The sequence below is a fragment of the Dialister succinatiphilus genome (assembly GCF_928721695.1).
GTDB classification, from domain to species: Bacteria; Bacillota; Negativicutes; order Veillonellales; family Dialisteraceae; genus Dialister; species Dialister succinatiphilus.
The window spans coordinates 1,204,572-1,222,432 of sequence record NZ_OV788641.1; the positions used below are offsets into that span (position 1 = coordinate 1,204,572).

General features: G+C 51.5%; 16 protein-coding genes and 1 riboswitch. Of the genes, 14 read left to right on the forward strand and 2 right to left on the reverse strand.

The annotated features are described in order from the left end of the window. Positions 1-61 precede the first annotated feature (61 nt). The 14 genes from NW747_RS04935 (at position 62) to NW747_RS05000 (ending at position 15,332) form a co-directional block, all read left to right on the forward strand. Positions 62-1,063: a TAXI family TRAP transporter solute-binding subunit gene (locus NW747_RS04935; protein ID WP_273188228.1), complete on the forward strand. Its 1,002-nt coding sequence runs from the start codon at positions 62-64 to the stop codon at positions 1,061-1,063. Positions 1,064-1,263: 200 nt separating this feature from the next. Then, complete coding sequence (locus tag NW747_RS04940) at positions 1,264-1,707, forward strand: cupin domain-containing protein (protein WP_273188229.1); 444 nt, start codon at positions 1,264-1,266, stop codon at positions 1,705-1,707. A gap of 47 nt (positions 1,708-1,754) precedes the next feature. Then, the gene (locus NW747_RS04945; RefSeq protein WP_273095288.1) at positions 1,755-2,750 is read left to right on the forward strand and encodes a DUF362 domain-containing protein; all 996 of its coding nucleotides are present in this window, start codon (positions 1,755-1,757) and stop codon (positions 2,748-2,750) included. Further along, positions 2,740-3,471, forward strand: coding sequence for an HAD family hydrolase (locus tag NW747_RS04950; protein WP_273188230.1), 732 nt, complete (start codon positions 2,740-2,742; stop codon positions 3,469-3,471). Before NW747_RS04945 ends, NW747_RS04950 begins: the two co-directional genes overlap by 11 nt. A gap of 282 nt (positions 3,472-3,753) precedes the next feature. Continuing rightward, entirely contained in the window at positions 3,754-4,323 is a 570-nt protein-coding gene (locus NW747_RS04955; protein ID WP_273188231.1) for a manganese efflux pump MntP, read from the forward strand. Between the two features lie 138 nt (positions 4,324-4,461). Next, positions 4,462-5,112 (forward strand): histidine phosphatase family protein, encoded by a 651-nt coding sequence (locus tag NW747_RS04960; protein ID WP_273188232.1) that lies wholly within the window; start codon positions 4,462-4,464, stop codon positions 5,110-5,112. A gap of 109 nt (positions 5,113-5,221) precedes the next feature. Next, the gene (locus NW747_RS04965) at positions 5,222-5,701 is read left to right on the forward strand and encodes a YbaK/EbsC family protein (protein WP_273188233.1); all 480 of its coding nucleotides are present in this window, start codon (positions 5,222-5,224) and stop codon (positions 5,699-5,701) included. Positions 5,702-5,734: 33 nt separating this feature from the next. After that, positions 5,735-6,868: an aminotransferase gene (locus NW747_RS04970; RefSeq protein WP_273188234.1), complete on the forward strand. Its 1,134-nt coding sequence runs from the start codon at positions 5,735-5,737 to the stop codon at positions 6,866-6,868. A gap of 584 nt (positions 6,869-7,452) precedes the next feature. Continuing rightward, positions 7,453-8,745: an IS110 family RNA-guided transposase gene (locus NW747_RS04975; RefSeq protein ID WP_273186860.1), complete on the forward strand. Its 1,293-nt coding sequence runs from the start codon at positions 7,453-7,455 to the stop codon at positions 8,743-8,745. A gap of 665 nt (positions 8,746-9,410) precedes the next feature. Next, positions 9,411-9,842, forward strand: a complete 432-nt coding sequence (locus NW747_RS04980) for a hypothetical protein (RefSeq protein WP_273188235.1) — start codon at positions 9,411-9,413, stop codon at positions 9,840-9,842. A gap of 3 nt (positions 9,843-9,845) precedes the next feature. Continuing rightward, positions 9,846-10,274 (forward strand): EamA family transporter, encoded by a 429-nt coding sequence (locus NW747_RS04985; RefSeq protein WP_273188236.1) that lies wholly within the window; start codon positions 9,846-9,848, stop codon positions 10,272-10,274. 172 nt (positions 10,275-10,446) lie between these two features. Continuing rightward, positions 10,447-12,603 carry an ATP-dependent helicase gene (locus NW747_RS04990; RefSeq protein WP_273188237.1) on the forward strand — a complete coding sequence of 719 codons (2,157 nt, stop codon included), beginning with the start codon at positions 10,447-10,449 and terminating at the stop codon, positions 12,601-12,603. Positions 12,604-12,858: 255 nt separating this feature from the next. Next, a riboswitch (ZMP/ZTP riboswitch) is annotated at positions 12,859-12,944 on the forward strand. A gap of 66 nt (positions 12,945-13,010) precedes the next feature. Beyond that, positions 13,011-14,312, forward strand: a complete 1,302-nt coding sequence (locus NW747_RS04995) for an L-lactate MFS transporter (RefSeq protein ID WP_273188238.1) — start codon at positions 13,011-13,013, stop codon at positions 14,310-14,312. Between the two features lie 114 nt (positions 14,313-14,426). After that, positions 14,427-15,332 carry a carbon-nitrogen hydrolase family protein gene (locus NW747_RS05000; protein WP_273095312.1) on the forward strand — a complete coding sequence of 302 codons (906 nt, stop codon included), beginning with the start codon at positions 14,427-14,429 and terminating at the stop codon, positions 15,330-15,332. A 59-nt stretch (positions 15,333-15,391) separates the two neighbouring features. Here the strand turns inward: NW747_RS05000 and NW747_RS05005 are convergent, their stop codons facing one another. Together NW747_RS05005 and NW747_RS05010 are read right to left on the reverse strand one after the other, a co-directional pair. Then, positions 15,392-16,576 carry a RuBisCO large subunit C-terminal-like domain-containing protein gene (locus tag NW747_RS05005; protein WP_273188239.1) on the reverse strand — a complete coding sequence of 395 codons (1,185 nt, stop codon included), beginning with the start codon at positions 16,574-16,576 and terminating at the stop codon, positions 15,392-15,394. 100 nt (positions 16,577-16,676) lie between these two features. Then, positions 16,677-17,642 (reverse strand): glycosyltransferase family 2 protein, encoded by a 966-nt coding sequence (locus tag NW747_RS05010; protein ID WP_273188240.1) that lies wholly within the window; start codon positions 17,640-17,642, stop codon positions 16,677-16,679. Positions 17,643-17,861 lie beyond the last annotated feature (219 nt).

Below are 17,861 nucleotides of genomic sequence, written 5' to 3' on the forward strand. Positions count from 1 at the left end.
TGGGTTTACGCCGGGCTTCTGTGATATATTAGTGAAGAATTGCAGTAAGGGAGGAAACAGTATGAAAAACTGGAAAAAAGTATTGGCTGTATCCATGGCGGCCATGGTGATGGCAGGTGCCCTGGCAGGGTGCGGAGATGACAAAAAAGGCGGCAGTGCCAAGCCGGCTGCAGGACAGACCCTGAAAATCAATTTCCCCACCGCCGGAGCATCGGGGGCCCTCTATGCCGTAGGGGCAGCTATTACCAATATGTGGAGCAATAACGTTCCCGGCGTCCAGGCAGCCAGCCAGGCCTCTGCCGGCGGCATTGAAAACCTGAACATGGTATCTGACGGGGAAGCCCAGGTATCCATTGCCATTGCCAGCAATGTGTACCAGTGCTATAAGGGTCTGGACTCATTCAAAGACCATGCCTATCCGGACCTGAAGGTCATCGGCGGATTGTACCTCAATCCGAACCAGGTGGTGGCCAGCGCCAATTCGGGCATTGAAAAAATTCAGGATATCAAAGGCAAGCATTTTGCTGTAGCTTCCGCCGGCTCTTCCGTGTATAACGAAGCAGAGGCTCACCTTACCACGGCAGGCATGAAGTTCCCTGACGACATCAAGGCAGAATACATTACCTTCGGCGATGCAGCTGATATGATTCAGAATGGTTCCATCGACGGCGCCTGGATCATGTCCGGCGCTCCCGCTTCCGCTGTTACCCAGGCTCTCACCAGCGGTGCCCATCTGGTGCCCATTGACGACAACCTTATGAAGGAACTGAAAGCTAAGTACCCCTGGTACACCAGCTACACCATCAAGGCAGGCACCTATCCAAACCAGGATAAGGACATTCAGACCTCCGCCATTAAGATGGTCATGTTCTGCCGCGGCGATCTTCCGGACGATGTGGTGTACCAGCTCACCAAGACTCTGTGGGAACATATGGATGAAATGGGACAGTCCCAGAAGAACCTGAAAGGCCTTACCGCAGAAAATGCAGTGAAAGACATTGCCGGCGTACCGCTCCATCCGGGCGCTGAAAAATACTACAAGGAAATCGGTGTGCTGAAATAGTCTGCAGCCAAAAACGCTTCCCCCTGGGGAGGCGTTTTTTGAGTTAGTGGACTAGTGGACTAGTGGACTAGTGAACTAGTGAACTAGCCTACTATCTCCCCCTTGACTCAAGTGCCCTTTAAGTTTCTATAATAAGGAGGATGAAACAGTTTCCTGTGTATTCCTCTCTATGATAAAATAAGCATAGAACAGGAGGACATATGATACATCGCTTTCATCAGGACAAAAACAGGTGGGACGGCATAGAGCCCCATATTTACAAAGAAAACCCCGGTGTTTTCCGGGATGTGACCAAGCAGGTCCTTTTTGACAACGAGGCGGACCTTCCGGTGCAGTTCCGCTATTTCCAGGTGGAAAAGGGAGGCTTTTCCTCCTTTGAGCACCATAAGCACATGCACGCGGTTATGATTTTCAAAGGGAAGGGCCATGCCCTTCTGGGAAATCAGGTGGTGGAAGTCCATGAAGGAGATTTCATCACCATTGCTCCCTGGGAATGGCACCAGTTTAAGGCGGATATGGGAGACATCCTTGGATTTCTCTGTCTGGTGAACCATGACAGGGATATTCCGGTGTATCCTACGGAAGAAGATATACGGGAAATCCGGAAAAATCCGGAGGCGGCGCGCTTTCTGGACGAAGAGTAGAAGGGCCTGCCGAAGGGCAGGTTTTTCTTATGAAAGGAGAAAAAGAAATGGAACAGGAGAAAAAAGCAGGACTTGGCGGGGAGCATTACATTCCCTATGAGGAAAGAAAGGGAAACGAGTCCATTGTGTATTTCACCCGTGATTTATCGGCAGAGGGCCTTATCCGGCTGTATGAGAAAATCAAAGAGAACCTTACCGGCAGAGTGGCAGTGAAGCTTCATACCGGGGAGCAGCATGGCCCCAATATCATTCCCCGTCCCTGGGTGAAGGAACTGATGGAGAAGGAAATCCCCAATGCCGCCATTGTGGAAACCAATACCTATTATGACGGAGACCGCTATACTACGGAAGAGCATCGGAAAACGCTGGAAGTCAACGGCTGGACCTTTGCACCGGTGGATATTATGGACGAAGAAGGCACCACCATGCTTCCGGTGAAAGGAGGCAAATGGTTCACCGAAATGTCCGTAGGCAGCCATGAGACCCAATACGATTCCATGCTGGTGCTCACCCATTTCAAAGGCCATACGATGGGAGGCTTTGGCGGTTCCAATAAGAATATCGGCATCGGCTGCGCCGACGGACGTATCGGCAAGGCTATGATTCATACCTATCCGGGCAAGGACCAGTGGTCTATTGCAGAGGAAGAGTTTATGGAACGAATGACTGAATCGGCCAAGGCCACAGTGGATTATTTCGGCAGACACATAGCCTTTATCAATGTGATGCGGAATATGTCCGTATCCTGCGACTGTGAAGGCGTGAATGCCCAGCCTGTGGTGACACCGAACGTGGGCATTCTGGCTTCTCTGGATATCCTTGCCATCGACCAGGCTTCGGTGGACATGGTATATGCCATGAAGGAAGAAGACCATCATGACCTGGTGGAACGGATGGAATCCCGCCACGGCCTTCGCCAGCTCACTTATATGAAGGAACTGGGCATGGGCAATGATCGCTACGTGCTCATCGATATGGATCATGGAGAAAAGCGGATTGACGCCAGAGAAGCAGTGGCAGGAGTGAAGCCCTTTGGGAAATAGGACATCTTTTCTTCAGAGAAATACCATCATTTTTGATATGGACGGTACCCTCATTGACTCCATAGGCATATGGAACCAGGTGGACCAGGCCCTTATGGCAGCCATGGGAGGCGCGGCAGAAGAGGAAATGGCGGTGGGAAGAAGGCGGGATGCCTTTCTTGCAGACCACGGGAATGAGGAAAATCCCTACCTTTCCTACTGCCTTTTTCTGGCCAGGCACTGCGGCTGCTCCTGGAGCGGCGAAAAAGTATTCCAAAAGCGCTATGAAATCTCCCGGGATTTTCTCATCCATCAGGTGGACTACAAGAAAGGGGCGCCGGAGGTGATTCAAAGGCTCCATGGCCTGGAAAAGACCCTGGTCATTGCCACTACCACCAAAAGGGCCAACATGGATATATACCGCCATCTGAATGAAAATATCCGGTCCAAAGCGTCGCTGGACAGGTACTTTACAGCCATCTATACCAGAGAGGATGTGTCTTCCATCAAACCGTCGCCGGAGGTCCATGAGAAGCTCATGGCAGACCTGAAAAAGACAAGGGAAGAGTGCTTCATTTTTGAAGACTCCCTGGCAGGACTCATGGCAGCCCGGGCAGCGGGCATTCCGGCAGGCCTTATTTATGACAGGTATTCAGAAAAGGACAGGAATCGCATGGTTCCTCTGGCAGAGGCATGGTATGACAGCTGGGATGAGGTGCTTTCTGAGATGGAAGTTGATTGAGAATGGATTTCGATTAGAAAATTCAGTATTTATGGGCTTTTTCCTTTGACAAGGGGAGAGGAACATGGTATGATTCTCAATAAGTGAGGGAGTAGCAGCCACCCTGTGGAGTAAGTCAACATACTGGCGTGAAGGAAAAACTGATGACATCATGAGTTATCCAAAAATCAGTATTTCCGGCCTGGCTTTCCTTGAAATTGCGAGACTCACGTGCATGGTTTTTACCTGCACGGAGTCTTTTTTTGATGGCTTCGTGAGATCGTTCTTTCAGGAAGTGGGACAATGGATTTTTTATTTCTTTTTAACAGTGTGCTTCTGGGAGCAAGTCTGGCCATGGACGCTTTTTCCGTGTCTTTGGCCAACGGGATTCACGAGCCTTTCATGAAGAAGAGGAAAATGGCCCTCATTGCCGGCACCTTCGGCTTTTTCCAGTTTCTCATGCCTCTTCTGGGATGGATATGCGTCCACTGGGTGGTGGATCTCTTCCAGAGCCTTCTCCCCTATATTCCCTGGATTTCCCTGGTCCTTCTCTTTACCCTGGGCCTCATGATGATTCGAGACGGCCTTTCGGGAGAGGAAGAAGAGGTGTGCCCGGAAACCAGTTTCTCCTGTCTCCTCCTCCAGGGACTGGCCACTTCCATGGATGCTCTGTCCGTGGGCTTTGCCATCGCCTCTTTCGGGGCGAGGGAAGCTGTGGTATCATCTGCCATTATCGGCGTGGTGACTTTTCTTATCTGCCTTGCCGGCATTGTTCTGGGCAGACACTTCGGCATGAAGCTGGCGGACAAGGCCACCGTGGCCGGCGGATTGATCCTCATGGGCATCGGACTGGAAATCTTCCTTTCGGCGTGAGGCAGAGGAAATGGGGAAAAAGGGGCTGTCCGTTTACCGCTGGACTGTATTCCTGCCTTCTATGAACCATTTTCTCCTGCCCTCTTGGCGGCCATGGGGAAAAAAGTGGTATGATACTGATAGAGAAGGAGGCAGGCAATGACTAGGGTATACATGATACGGCATGGAGAAACGGACTGGAATAAAGCTCACCGTCTGCAGGGGTGGAGCGACATCCCCCTGAATGAAAGGGGGAGAGCCCAGGCAGCCTGTGCGGCGAAAATGATGGCCTCAGTCCCGCTGGATGTGATTTACACCAGTCCCCTGAAAAGGGCGGTAGAAACGGCGGACATCATCCGGGGAAAAAGGGCTGTCCCGATGATTTCTGAAAAAGGTTTCATTGAAATCAACCTAGGCCGCTGGGACGGGCATTCGCCGGATGAAATGGATGAGCTTTATCCGGGGCAGTATGATATATGGCGGAGCATGCCCGGCGATGTGCACATTGACGGCGGGGAAAGCTTTGCATCCGTGCAGGAACGGGCGTGGAAATCTTTCCTTTCCATGACAGAGAAGAACAAGGGAAAACGTATACTGCTGGTATCCCATATGGGCTGCCTCAGCACCATCCTTTTCAAAATCGCCGGCTATGGGCTCAATGATTTGTGGAAGCACCCCATCGGAAACTGTGCTCTCTGCAGAGTGGATATAGGGGAAGAGGGGACCATGCATATCGGGGAGTGGGGAAGGGATGACTACATTCCCCCTGATTTAAAGATGAAGGTACCCTTCGGCAGAGTGAAAGATTGATTTCCTTATGGAGACAGCGCGAGGAGCTGTCTCTTTTCTATTGAAAGGGCCTTTCCCTTCGTGGTATAGTTAATCATTATGGAGAAAAATTACAGCAAGGAGGATTTCTATGTCCTTTGAAAAAGTAAAAGCCTATCTGGCACCCTTCGGCCTCTCGGACCGGTGCATTGATTTGAAAGAATCAAGCGCCACTGTGGCACTGGCGGCAGAAGCACTGGGAACCGAGGAGGCACGGATTGCCAAGACCATGTCCTTTCTGGTGGACGATGCGCCGCTCATTGTAGTGGTGGCAGGCGATGCCCGGGTGGACAATCATAAATATAAGGAAACCTTTCATAAGAAAGCCAAAATGATTCCCGGAGCAGACTGCGAAAGGTATATCGGCCATCGCCCTGGCGGCGTATGCCCCTTTGCCCTTCCGGAGGCAGTGCCGGTGTACCTGGATGTGTCCCTGAAGCGTTTTGACATTGTGTATCCCGCAGCTGGTACGGACCACAGCGCCGTGAAGCTGACGCTGGATGAACTGGAAAAGGCGTCCCGGGCCAAAGGCTGGGTGGATGTATGCAAGAACTGGCAGAGCGGGGAATGAAGCGTTTCATGTGGTATGGATGGAGAGAAAGACATGATTGTTGAGCAGTTTGGCGTAGAAGACTGGATGGACCGGTATGAGGAAGGGGCCCGGTACAATATTACCGATACCTGTGCAAAGCCCCTGACCCTGAATGAACTTTTTACCCTTTCCGGGGAAGACCGGCAGGATTTCATGGAAACCTTTTTCCAAAGGGAGCAGACCTATGGTCCCATCTGGGGCGACCGGGAGCTGAAGGAGGAAATTTCGCACCTCTATGAGCATATTTCTCCTGATGAAATCCTGACGGAGCATGGTGCCACCGGCGGCAACCAGCATATTTTCTTTTCCCTCATCCGGCCCGGCGACAGGGTCATTGCCTATGCGCCCAGCTATCAGCAGTTTTATTCGGCGCCCCGGTCCCTGGGAGCCCAGGTGACAGTGCTCCATCTGAAAAGAGAAAGGGGCTACATGCCGGACCTGGAAGAGCTCAGGCAGGCAGCCAGGGAAGGGGTGCGCATGATCTGCCTCAATAACCCCAACAACCCTACGGGCTCTTTGATTCCAAAGGATATGATGGAAGAAATCGTGGACATTGCAAGAGAAGCAGGGGCCTATCTTTTCTGCGATGAAGTCTATGCCGGCGTTTCCCAAAGGGAAGAAGACCGCTGCCCTTCAGTGGCGGACCTCTATGAGAAAGGCATTGCCACAGGCTCCATGTCCAAGGCCTTCTCCCTGGCAGGACTCCGTCTGGGCTGGCTGGCCACAAAGGATGAGGAAGCACTGGCTCAGTTCCGACGGGTGAGGGACTATGACCTGGTGAGCTGCAGTCTCTTCGATGAAGCCGTGGCAGCTCTGGCCCTTCGCCATAGGGAAAAAATCCTGCAGCGCAACAGGGCCATCCTCCAGCACAACCTTCCCATTCTGGAAGACTGGGTGCATGGGGAAAATCATGCTTCCTTCGTGAAACCAAAGGCAGGCACCATGGCTCTGGTTTACTATGATTTCCCTCTGCCCTCCACTCTGTTTTCTCATCGCATGTACTACGAAACCGGCGCCTTCACCGTACCGGGAGACTGTTTCGATGAGCCCTTCTCCTTCCGCGTAGGCTACGGCCACGACGAGGAAACATTGAAAAAAGGGCTGGCAGCGGTAAGCGAATTCTTCAAAATACTGGAAGGAAAGTGAGCTGGTGGACTGGTGTGCTAGGGAAACACTGATTAATTCATAGAGTTTTCTTTTATAAGAATTTTTATGCACTGTTTCGTCATGGGCTTCCTTAAATAGCTCGCTATTCGCGTCAGCCCATTCCTTGCATTGCATAAAAATTCAAGAATAAAAGCAAACAATGATTTAATCAGCGCTTCCCTAGTGAGCTGGTGGGCTAGTGAGCTAGTGGGAGAGTAGAAGCTGCTATCGGCTATCCGCCTTCCGCCGAACGCTGTCATCCTCGTATAGTATGTGTAGGGCATGAAGTCAAATACTTCCATTGCCCATCTTGATGGGTAGGGAATCCTGGTGCTACGATGAAAGTAACATGGAATAGCTCAGAAGACGACCAAGTCATCCTGCGGTTCTACCGCCAGCTCAGTATTCTCGCCTGGCTCTTTCTCCCATTCTGCCTACTTCAGAATTTGCGGCCCCGGGCGGAGCTTCTTCCAGTAAACGATTTACCTCCACGGGTGATTGCCTATTAACGAGATTTTAGAGGGAGTTTGAGATCAGGATTCCTTCTCCTATTTCATGAATGTTGCCAGGAAGGAGGTGCGATTATGAAACAATATGAATTACTCCATTCTTTGTTTGTTGGTATAGACGTTTCGATGAAAGAGAACGTTGTGCATGCGATGCCTTTTTCCCCTGAGGACCATCCTGGGCACGCGCATCTGCGTTTTTCCGCTCCTAACACTCCTGCTGGATCTGTAGGAATTGTCGAAAAAGTCAGTGACTTCTTGAAATTCTATCCTGATGTCATACAGGTTGTCATTGCGTTAGAGGCTACTTCGGTTTATTCTTTTCACCTGGCAACATTTCTGTCCGTTGCACATTTTAACGGACACATCCCAGCCATCGTCTATTCCGTTAATCCCAAAGAGATTCATGCTTACAAGAAAACTTTTACGGATGTAGGGAAAGACGACTATGTCGATGCCATGGTTATTGCCGATTATGCGCGTTCCAACAAAATCCGGTCACGCCCTTGGAAAGGGCCAGAACTGCTTGGCTTGCGGGTACTTACACGTTTGAGATTCCGCATCGCCAAACTCATGGGAATAGTGAAGAACTCGACCGGAAACAGCATCTACCTTGAATGCAGCGGACTTATGACAGGAGAGAATCCCTTTTGTAATGTATGGACCACCACCTGCCAGGAGCTGCTGACAACCTTTCAGGGCCCTGATGAAATCCTCAGTCTGTCCGATGAGGAACTGCTCAATTTCATCACAGAAAAAGGACACGGAAGATTTTCCCATCCTTTAGATGTCGTCGAAAAAGTGAAGAAGGCAGCCCGCAATTCCTATCGGTTGGACAAAAGGGTTTATGAGCCACTGACTTCGGGATTATCCGTGTCCTTTTTCATTATACACTCTCTTGAGGCTGCAATAAAGAAATTGGACAAGTCCATTGAGACAATGGCCAAAAGTTTTTCAAGCGACTCATATCAGATCCTGCTGTCAATCGACGGCGTCGGACCAGTCATAGCCGGAGGGCTCCTAGCGGAAATTGGCGATATCAAGCGGTTCAAAACCGATGATGCCCTAGCTAAATACATAGGATTAACCTGGAGAGGAAAGCAATCCGGTCAATCAGAAAGCCCGGTTAAGCATCTGTCAAAAGCCGGTGATGTGTATCTCCGCTATTATGTGCTCTTAGCTACAGGACAGATCATAAACTACAGCGCTAAATATCGCGAGGCATATGAACGTATTCGCAGTCGTAAGACCCTATTTCCATACAGGGCCGCACTCAATCTCGTTGCTCGAAAGATCGTCCGGCTGATCTTTACATTACTGGATAAACATCAGCTGTATTCCGATAACAAAGTAATGGTAACGTTGGAATAGAAAGATCGAACGCCGGAATATATTCGAAAAAATCAATTTACCCGGTGGTGTGTTAAGGTTACACTTTTTTAAGAAAAAATAATAAATTTCTTCAAAAAAAAGACTTGACCTATGACCAGAATACTGAGCGGAGCGAAGGATCTCGGTGCGTGGAGGCGGTGGGATAAATACTGATAAATACCGGTCGGCGGGAAGACGTTAGACTGTCAGACGGCAGACATCAGAAGGCTGAATTCCTCAATGCAAATGGATTCAAAGAAAGTTATAAAGCCCACTCCGTGGAGGCAAAGTGGGCGCCTTTGGCGCCATTTTATAATGCGGCGAAGCCGCCACCATAACCCTCGGGCCCAAAGGGCCCGTCAAACTTAAGGGCTCTCCGGCCAAAGGCCGGTCAAACTTCATAACCTTATGTTCTTAGCCCTTCTGTACAATCTGCCTTCATCGGCAGGCCGCAGCCGGCGGCGAAGCGGCACCTTTTTTACTTTATGAACATGGGGCGGCGAAGCCGCTCCCCTTATGCTATAATATGATTACACGCTGCTTCGCCACCGGGTGGGGCAGAGGATTTATGAATCCAGGTGTTTTCCCTATTTCCGCAGGTACGGCAGTGAGCCGGGAGAAATGGGGAAAACACTTTTTTTATACCGCAGGAAAGGAAGGAAAATATGGAGCTGTGGAATCTTTGGTGGCCGGTGGGGCTGGTGGTGCTGGCCGATGTGTTTTACCAGGTCTGTGCCCGCCGGCTGTCTTCCCTGAAAAGTCCGCTGGCCGCTCTGGGCATGACCTACCTGGTCAGTGCCTGCCTCTGCGCCCTTCTTTTTGAAATGCTCATACCGGGAGGTCATATTTTCCATGAAATCTGGCCGCCCCATCCGGCGGCGCTTCTGGTGGGGCTTGCCATAACGGGGCTGGAGGTGGGTTCCATTTTCATGTACCGGGCCGGCTGGCCTATGAATATCGGATTCCTTGTGTATACAGCCCTGGCCATTGTGGTGCTGCTCATGGTGGGCCATTTTATGTACGGGGAATCGCTGCGCCCTCTGCAGCAGGCAGGCATATGTCTGGCAGCAGCAGGCATGTTTCTGATTGTGAGGTAATCTATGAAATTCTGGTGGCCCATTGGCCTTATTGTATGCTGCAGCACTGCTTACCAGGTGGGAGTCAAGGAAATTTCCAGCGGCATCCATCCCCTGGCAGCCCTGGTGCTGACCTATCTCTCTGCCTCTTTCGCATCCTTCCTTTTATATTTCTTCCTGGCGCCGAAAGGGGAAAACCGGGGGAAGGCACTGCTTTCCTGGAATCCCTGGGCCCTGGGTCTTGGATGTTCCATTGTAGGCATCGAACTGGGCGTGGTGTACATGTACCGGGCCGGCTGGATGGTGCAGACCTCCTTCATTCTGACCAACAGCCTCATTGTGGCGGCCCTCATGGTGACCGGCGCCCTTTTCTATGGAGAAAAGCTGAAGCTCCGCCAGCTGGCAGGCGCAGTGCTTACCCTGGCAGGGATTGCCTGCATTGTGTGGCAGTAGGATGGAGTCATGGGCGGCATTGTATCATGCGGCGAAGCCGCCACCACAATCTTTTGAACTTTCGAACCCTTTTTCACAACCCTTCTGCACAGCCTCTCTTAACAGCCGCACCCTTTGCATTATGCCCATCCTATTGTATAATGGACTTAGAATATAAGTTCGGAGGGCAGTTATGGACGCATTATGGAATGAGCTGAATGAAAAGCAGAAAGAGGCAGTCACTTCTACGGAAGGCTATGTACGGGTCATTGCCGGGGCAGGATCAGGGAAGACCAGAGCCCTTTCCTACCGGTTCGCCTACCTGGTGAATGAGCTGGGCATCCTGCCGGGGCATATCCTCTGCGTTACATTTACCAATAAATCAGCCAGGGAAATGGCGCGGCGCATCCACAGCCTCACTGGAGACAATGATACGGGATACATCAATACCTTCCACGGCTTCTGCGTGTCGGTGCTGCAGGAAGACAGCCATGCCGTATCCTATCCGAAAAATTTCCTGGTCATCGATAATTCGGACATTGATGACATGCTGCAGATGATTTACGAGGAGCGGGGGCTGACTCTTCGGGATATGCCCTTCAACAAGGCCAGGGACATGATTGAAATGAAAAAGTGTGTGTGGCAGCCGGAGTATTATAAAGACATGATTGCCATGCCCCTGTCCCTCCTTTATGAAAAGTACCACCAGGCCCTTACGGTGGAAGACATCATTTTCTACGGCTACCTGTACCAGGAAAAGAAATGCTTCGCCCTGGACTACAATGACCTCATCAAGTTTACCCTCTATATTTTCGAGGAAAACCAGGACATCCGGCTGAAGTGGCAGAAGCGGCTGGAGTATATCATGATTGATGAATTCCAGGATATCGATCCTCTCCAGTACAGGCTCATGAAGGCCCTCTGCGGATATCACAACAACCTTTTCATTGTAGGGGATCCGGACCAGACCATTTATACCTGGCGCGGCGCCGATGTGCGGTATCTCTTGCATTTTGACAGGGAATTTCCCCATGTGAAAACCATCATTATGGATGACAATTACCGGTCCACGCCGGACATCCTGGATGCCGCCAATTCCCTGATTGATAAGAATGAGAACCGCATCCCCAAGAATCTGATTTCCCATAAGGAAAAGGGAAGGCCTGTGACCGTGATGGCAGCGGCCAACGGCGGGGAAGAGGCCAAAGCAGTGGCGTCGGCTGTCAAAAAACTTCATGCATCGGGCCGGAAATACAGCGACATAGCCATTCTCTACCGGGCCCATTATGTGACCCGGAACCTGGAGGAAGGACTGATAAAGGCGGATATTCCCTATGTGATTTACAGCGGTGCCCAGTTCTTCGACCGTATGGAAATCAAGGATGCTCTCTGCTATCTTCGCATGATTGCCTGCAGAGATGACATGGCTTTCCGCCGCATTGTCAATAAGCCGAAGAGAAATATAGGAAGGCGCCGTATGGATTTTCTCACGGAAAAGGCGCAGGAAGAGAACACAAGCCTCTATGAAACGCTGAAGAAGTATGTGGAAGATCCCCTTTTCAAAAAGACAAAGGCCGGCGATTTCATCGAGCTCATCGAATACTTTACCAAGGACAGCGAAGGGAAGCAGGTGTCCGAGGTTTTGTCTGCCATTCTGGATGAAAGCGGCTACGAAAAAATGCTCCGCACCGAAGGCAGCCAGGAGCGGCTGGATGATCTGGCAGAGCTGAAGCAGTCTATTTTTGAGTATGAATCAACGGCAGGGGAAGAAACGTCCATTTCCGACTATCTGGACCATGCGGCTCTCTTTTCCAATATGGACCGGGGGCCGGAGAGGGATGCGGTGCGGCTTATGACCGTCCATACCGCCAAGGGTCTGGAATTTCCGGTGGTGTTCCTCTGCGGCATGAATGAAGGCATCTTCCCCTCCCGGAAGACAAGGACGAAAAGAGGTATGGAAGAGGAAAGGCGCCTGGCCTTCGTGGCCATGACCCGGGCAGAGGATGAGCTCTACCTCACAGAGGCGGAGGGGACGAATCTGGACGGCACGCCCCGTTTCCCTTCCCGTTTCATTCTGGACATAGACAGAAAGTACCTCTCCTTTGATCCGCCAGTGAATGAATCCCTCTGGAAGGCGGGGAAGGCTTATGTGGAAAGAACAAGCGCCTACCTGAAGGATGATGGGGACAAAGGCCATTTTCCCGTGGGCTGCCGGGTGCGGCACACCGTCTTCGGCATGGGCACCATTGAAGAGGTGGATGAAAAGAACAATTCCTACCGCATCCGTTTTGACAGCATGGATACCACCAGGGATATCGCCTTTAGGGCCAGACTGGTGAAGGTGGATTGAGTATCTGCCTGCGTTGATGGCAGGAAACTCTCTTCTTGAAGGTTGACGCCTCCTTTTGCAGGCGGGGATTGAGGCCCCCGAATCAGCTGCCCTCTAGAGTTTAGCGAATATAACCTTTTGCCTGCAGGGGCAAAGATTCTGCCCCAAAGTGGCACCCTCAACCCCATTCCCCATTCCCCAATCCCCAGTCCACTAAACCATATAGAAAATCCTTGACATACTTCTCTTTCCATGGTATTCTGTATGCACAAACGAAAGAGATACCGGAACTGACGGAGAAATGTGGAATTGACCACGTGAACCGGTATTATCTGAATCAGCCGACCGTCTGGGCAGGGAAACCTACTCAGACGGTCTTTGCGTCTCCGGTTTCCCTTCATTGCTTACTGCTTATGGAGGGATTTCAAATGAAAAAGAAAAATCGCTGGCTTATTGCCCTGGCAGCTGTGGGCATCCACATCTGCATCGGCAGTGTGTATGCATGGAGTGTGCTGACGAAGCCGGTTATGGCGGCTATGGGTCTTTCCCTTTCGGAAACCACCTGGGCCTTTTCTATTGCCATTCTGTTTCTGGGGCTGTCGGCCGGCTTTCTGGGCGGCGTGGTGGAACGGATGGGACCGTCCCGGTCCGGTCTGGTATCGGCAGCCTTCTTCGGCACCGGCCTTCTGGGCACGGCGCTGGCTGTCCACGTCCATTCGCCGATGCTCCTTTATATTTTTTACGGCATGATCGGCGGTATCGGGCTGGGCACCGGCTATATCACCCCTGTGTCCACCCTGGTGAAATGGTTCCCGGAACACCGGGGCTTTGCCACTGGCCTGGCTATCATGGGCTTTGGCTTTGCCGCCCTTGTGGCAGGACCGCTCATGCGTTATCTCACTGACACCTATGGCCTGACTGCCAATTTCCTCATCCTTGGCATTGCCTATGCGGTGATTATTTCCCTTTCCGCTTCCTATCTCCGTCCGCCGAAGAAGGGTGAAATCCCAGTTATGCTGGAAGAAGTGCTTCGCCGGGAAGCGGCTATGGGCAGGAAACGCACCGTGGTAGGTCCTCAGATGACGAGAAAAGAAGCGATGCATAGCTGGAAATGGTTTGCTCTGTGGTGGATTTTCTTTACCAATATTACCTGCGGCATCGGTCTTCTGGCCGTGGCTTCTCCCATGGCCCAGGAAGTTATCGGCATGACGCCGGTTCAGGCGGCCTCTCTGGTAGGCATCATCGGCATCGTCAATGGCGGCGGCCGTATCGTGTGGTCCACCGTTTCTGACTGGATCGGCCGCGGCGTGACCTACATGGTATTCTTTGCCCTGGAAGTATGGGCTTTCTACCAGCTCTCCATTACCACGGAAGGTCTCATTTTCCAGGCTCTGGTTCTTCTCATTATCAGCTGCTACGGCGGCGGCTTCTCCTGCATGCCCGCTTACCTGTCCGATATTTTCGGCGTGAAACAGCTGTCCTCCATTCATGGGTCCATCCTTACTGCCTGGGGCATTGCCGGTGTAGCCGGTCCCCTGATCCTGGCATTCATGAAGGAAAATACCGGCGGCTATGCAGCTACCCTTCATCTCTTCTCCGCCATGCTGGCGCTGGCTTTCCTCATTGCCGCCGTGCTTCGCTGGAGAAATGAAGTGGATAAAAGAAAATGGGAAGTGAAGGAAGAAAAGAATTTTCATGGCCCCGTGGCAAAAACCACCACAGTCTCCTGAAGAAAGATTGACTTTCCTCCGGAAGGGGACTATACTGAAGCCATACAAATCAAGCAAAGGTGCTTATAGGGATTTTCCCTGTAGGCACTTTTTTGTTTACAAGGAGGGTTTATCATGAAGGATATCTGTACGATTTCGGTGGTTACTTTTCATCCTGTGTGGGGCGATAAGGCGTCCAACCTGAGACGGATTGAAGAATATATCGAATGTGCTTACCGCAAGGGCAGCCAGATCGTTATATTCCCGGAAATGAGCCTCACCGGCTACGACGATGAAGCAGATAAGCCTTTCAAAGAAAAGATGCAGTACAAGCTGGCGGAAACGGTGCCGGGGCCAAGTACGCTGGAGGTGGCAGAGCTCACAAAGAAACTGGGCATGTATGTCATCTTCGGCATGCCCATCAGGGATGATAAGAATCCGGATATCATCTATAACGGGCTGGCCATTTTCTCGCCGAAAGGACTGGAAGGGGCTTATCACAAAATGCACCTGCCTTCTCCGGAACCGAACTGGGCCACCCGGGGGGACAAGCCTTTCATCCTCCATTCCGAATGGGGCCCTATTGGCTGCGCCATCTGCTATGATAATTATGCCTTCCCGGAACTGACCCGGTACTATGTGGCCAAGGGCTGCCGCCTCCTCATCAACAGTACAGCCCTGGCCAAATGCCATGGCCCTTATTTCGGTTCGCCCACCCTGGAAGCCTCGGTGATCCAGAATGGCATTTACATCGCTTCTGCCAATATTGGCGGCCTGGATGTGGATAACTATTTCTGGGGCGGCAGCTCCATTATCGGGCCGGGACAGAAGCATCCCTGGTCCTTCTATTACTATGCAGGACGGAAATTTACCGATGAAGATGCACCGGAAATTGAAATGTTCACCGCCACCGTGGATTTGTCCCTGGCAAGCCGCTATGCCTTCAAACATAACCCGGCAGTAGACGGAACGGACTGGAGACCGGATAAGTATATTGAAATGTACAAGGATATCCTGAAGGATCCGGATTTCGGAAAATAAAGCATAAAAAAGGTCTGCGAAGAAATGATTTACATTTCTTCACAGACCTTTTTATGATGTTACTGCTGTGCTTCTTCCAACTTTTCAAGGAAGAATTTCACATTGTCCGTCAGGTTTGGCCCTTCAGTCTGGAGAGCGCCGCCTACGAGGAAAATGGTATCGGCACCGTAGGTCTTGTACATGTCTTTGAAGAGCTGCCATCTCATGCCGCCGGAGGGAATGGGGAAAATGGGGCGGAGGTAGGCCATTTTTTCATTGGTGCCTTCGCAGATGTTGGTGCAGGTCTCCCGGGAGAAGGAGAAGCGGCCGCCGAAGCTGGTGAAAATGACGGCGTCAGCGCCGGCCAGGCGGGAGAGCTGGCCGTAGTAGCAGAAGGGGGAAATGCCCGATTCTCTGGAAAGAACCTGGGGGCCGGAGAAGCAGGGATGGAGGAAAATAGGAAGGTTAAAGTCCGGATCCCTGGCCAGGTCGCGAATCATGGTGAAACCGGTAATGGCAGGCGCTGCCATGATGCCGTCGGCACCGATTTCCTTTGCCTTGTAGGCCCTATCCAGGAACTGGAGGCCGTCGGCGGTACAGTTGGCAATGTACATGCTCTTTTTATCGGTTTTCTCTTTAGCATCGGCCAGTGCCATGACGCACTGAAGGACTCTTTCCTCGAAGGGGGCATAGTCCTGGTTCATGAGGCTGTGGTCGTCTTTAATGATGGGGCAGCCTCCCATGGCCAGGTCATACACCATCTGGCCCAGTTCCTTGGGGCTTCTGCCCAAAGGTTTGATGGCGCTCATGAGAATGGGTCCCCGGGGTACGCCGCAGAGATCCCGAAGGCCCGTGCGGCCGAAGCGGGGACCGGGATAGTTGTCATACATGGCTTCAGGAAGGTCGAAGGACATGAGCTTGATACCGGGCTGGAGACTTGTATTGCCGAAGAGCATGTTCAGAAGCTCCGCCATTTCATTGCCCACTGCCGTTGGGTCATAGGAAATGGTGGCGTAGTAGGCGCCGGGCTCTGCCTTTTTCAGGTCTTCGATCTGGCCTACGATGGTATCGCCGATGGGAGTTCCCTTCACCAGCTCGTAGGGGCATTCTACGGTCTGTTCGACGCAGATGCCAAAAGCCAGCTTCCTGGCTTCTTCATAGTCCGGGGCCGCAATGCGGTAGGTGGCAGTAAAACGGGAAGACTGGGTCAGGTCTTCTTTCAGCTCTGCAAAAAGTTCGCTTTCAAAAAAGGGGGTATCACTCATAACTCTATCCTTCCCGGCAGGGGACACTGCAAAGGAGCGGGGGCATTCCTCCGCTTCCTCAAGGCAGCCTTCTGCCTTATGAAATTGGAAAAACGGGGAATCACCGGGGGTTCCCGTTACTGTGGGTTTTATAATAAGGGTTGTCCTCGTGGGCGGCGCTGTCGTCGGAGAGCCAGTAGAGGGGGCGGTTTCTTGTTTCTTCAAATACGTGGCCTATGTATTCGCCCAGAATGCCAAGGCACATGAGGTTGAGACTTCCGAAAATGGAAATCAGGATGGTCATGGTGGCCCAGCCGGGCACGGCCTGTCCGGTAATGACGCAGTAGAGGACGTGGAGAATCAGCAGAAATCCGGCAAAGGCGGACAAAAGGCCGATGTAGAAGGAAATGCGCAGAGGGATGGTGGAATTGGTAATAATGCCATCCATGGCAAAGTGAATCATTTTCTTCATGGAGAATTTGGAAACCCCTGCATGACGGGCAGGCGCTTCAAACTCGATGGATGTCTGTCTGAATCCAAGGCCTCCTACGATACCGCGGATGAACCGGCTGTGCTCCCGGAACTTCAGGAACGTATTCAGCGCTTTCCGGTCCATCAGTCGGAAATCGGAACCTCCCGGGACCACCCGGGTGGTGGAAATGGAATTAATCACCGCATAGTAGCCGGAGGAGGTTATCTTTTTTAAAAATCCGGCGTCCTCAGTGGCAGTGCGGATGGTCTGCACAATGTCATAGCCTTCCTGCCATTTTTCGATGAGATTGGGAATGAGGGCCGGCGGATGCTGCATGTCTCCGTCCATGGTAATCACCGCATCGCCTTTGGCAAAGTCCATGCCGCAGGTAATGGCAATCTGGTGCCCGAAATTCCGGGCGAAGGTCAGGGCCCGCACGTGGGGGTCCCGGTCTGCCAGCTGATGAATCAGCTCGTCCGTGCGATCCCTGGATCCATCATTTACATAAATGATTTCATAATCCATGGCCAGTTCCTTCATGACTTTTGTCACTTCATCATGAAAGTATACCACGTTGCCTTCTTCGTTATAGACAGGCGTCACAATTGATATCATAATCATCCTCCAGGTCAGGCTGTATGCCAATGTATATTATAGCACATAAATGAGTTCTTCTTTCTCTCCAGATTATATATAACCGGAAGGGCCTGCGGTTTAAGGAATTTTAAAATTTTTATAAAAGACAGGAAAAAGGGGCTGTGAGGAAATGATTTACATTTTTTCACAGCCCCTTTTGTCAGAGGGTATTGGGTTATGATAACAGTCAAATACAAT

What these genes read in the sequence shown, in the direction of transcription:
- NW747_RS05005 (WP_273188239.1), bottom strand. Translation starts at nt 16,576, where the DNA reads ATGAGTGATACCCCCTTTTTTGAAAGCGAACTTTTTGCAGAGCTGAAA.
- NW747_RS04970 (WP_273188234.1), top strand. Translation starts at nt 5,735, where the DNA reads ATGATTGTTGAGCAGTTTGGCGTAGAAGACTGGATGGACCGGTATGAG.
- NW747_RS04960 (WP_273188232.1), top strand. Translation starts at nt 4,462, where the DNA reads ATGACTAGGGTATACATGATACGGCATGGAGAAACGGACTGGAATAAA.
- NW747_RS04985 (WP_273188236.1), top strand. Translation starts at nt 9,846, where the DNA reads ATGAAATTCTGGTGGCCCATTGGCCTTATTGTATGCTGCAGCACTGCT.
- NW747_RS04965 (WP_273188233.1), top strand. Translation starts at nt 5,222, where the DNA reads ATGTCCTTTGAAAAAGTAAAAGCCTATCTGGCACCCTTCGGCCTCTCG.
- NW747_RS04995 (WP_273188238.1), top strand. Translation starts at nt 13,011, where the DNA reads ATGAAAAAGAAAAATCGCTGGCTTATTGCCCTGGCAGCTGTGGGCATC.
- NW747_RS04945 (WP_273095288.1), top strand. Translation starts at nt 1,755, where the DNA reads ATGGAACAGGAGAAAAAAGCAGGACTTGGCGGGGAGCATTACATTCCC.
- NW747_RS05010 (WP_273188240.1), bottom strand. Translation starts at nt 17,642, where the DNA reads ATGATATCAATTGTGACGCCTGTCTATAACGAAGAAGGCAACGTGGTA.
- NW747_RS04990 (WP_273188237.1), top strand. Translation starts at nt 10,447, where the DNA reads ATGGACGCATTATGGAATGAGCTGAATGAAAAGCAGAAAGAGGCAGTC.
- NW747_RS04955 (WP_273188231.1), top strand. Translation starts at nt 3,754, where the DNA reads ATGGATTTTTTATTTCTTTTTAACAGTGTGCTTCTGGGAGCAAGTCTG.
- NW747_RS04980 (WP_273188235.1), top strand. Translation starts at nt 9,411, where the DNA reads ATGGAGCTGTGGAATCTTTGGTGGCCGGTGGGGCTGGTGGTGCTGGCC.
- NW747_RS04935 (WP_273188228.1), top strand. Translation starts at nt 62, where the DNA reads ATGAAAAACTGGAAAAAAGTATTGGCTGTATCCATGGCGGCCATGGTG.
- NW747_RS04940 (WP_273188229.1), top strand. Translation starts at nt 1,264, where the DNA reads ATGATACATCGCTTTCATCAGGACAAAAACAGGTGGGACGGCATAGAG.
- NW747_RS05000 (WP_273095312.1), top strand. Translation starts at nt 14,427, where the DNA reads ATGAAGGATATCTGTACGATTTCGGTGGTTACTTTTCATCCTGTGTGG.
- NW747_RS04975 (WP_273186860.1), top strand. Translation starts at nt 7,453, where the DNA reads ATGAAACAATATGAATTACTCCATTCTTTGTTTGTTGGTATAGACGTT.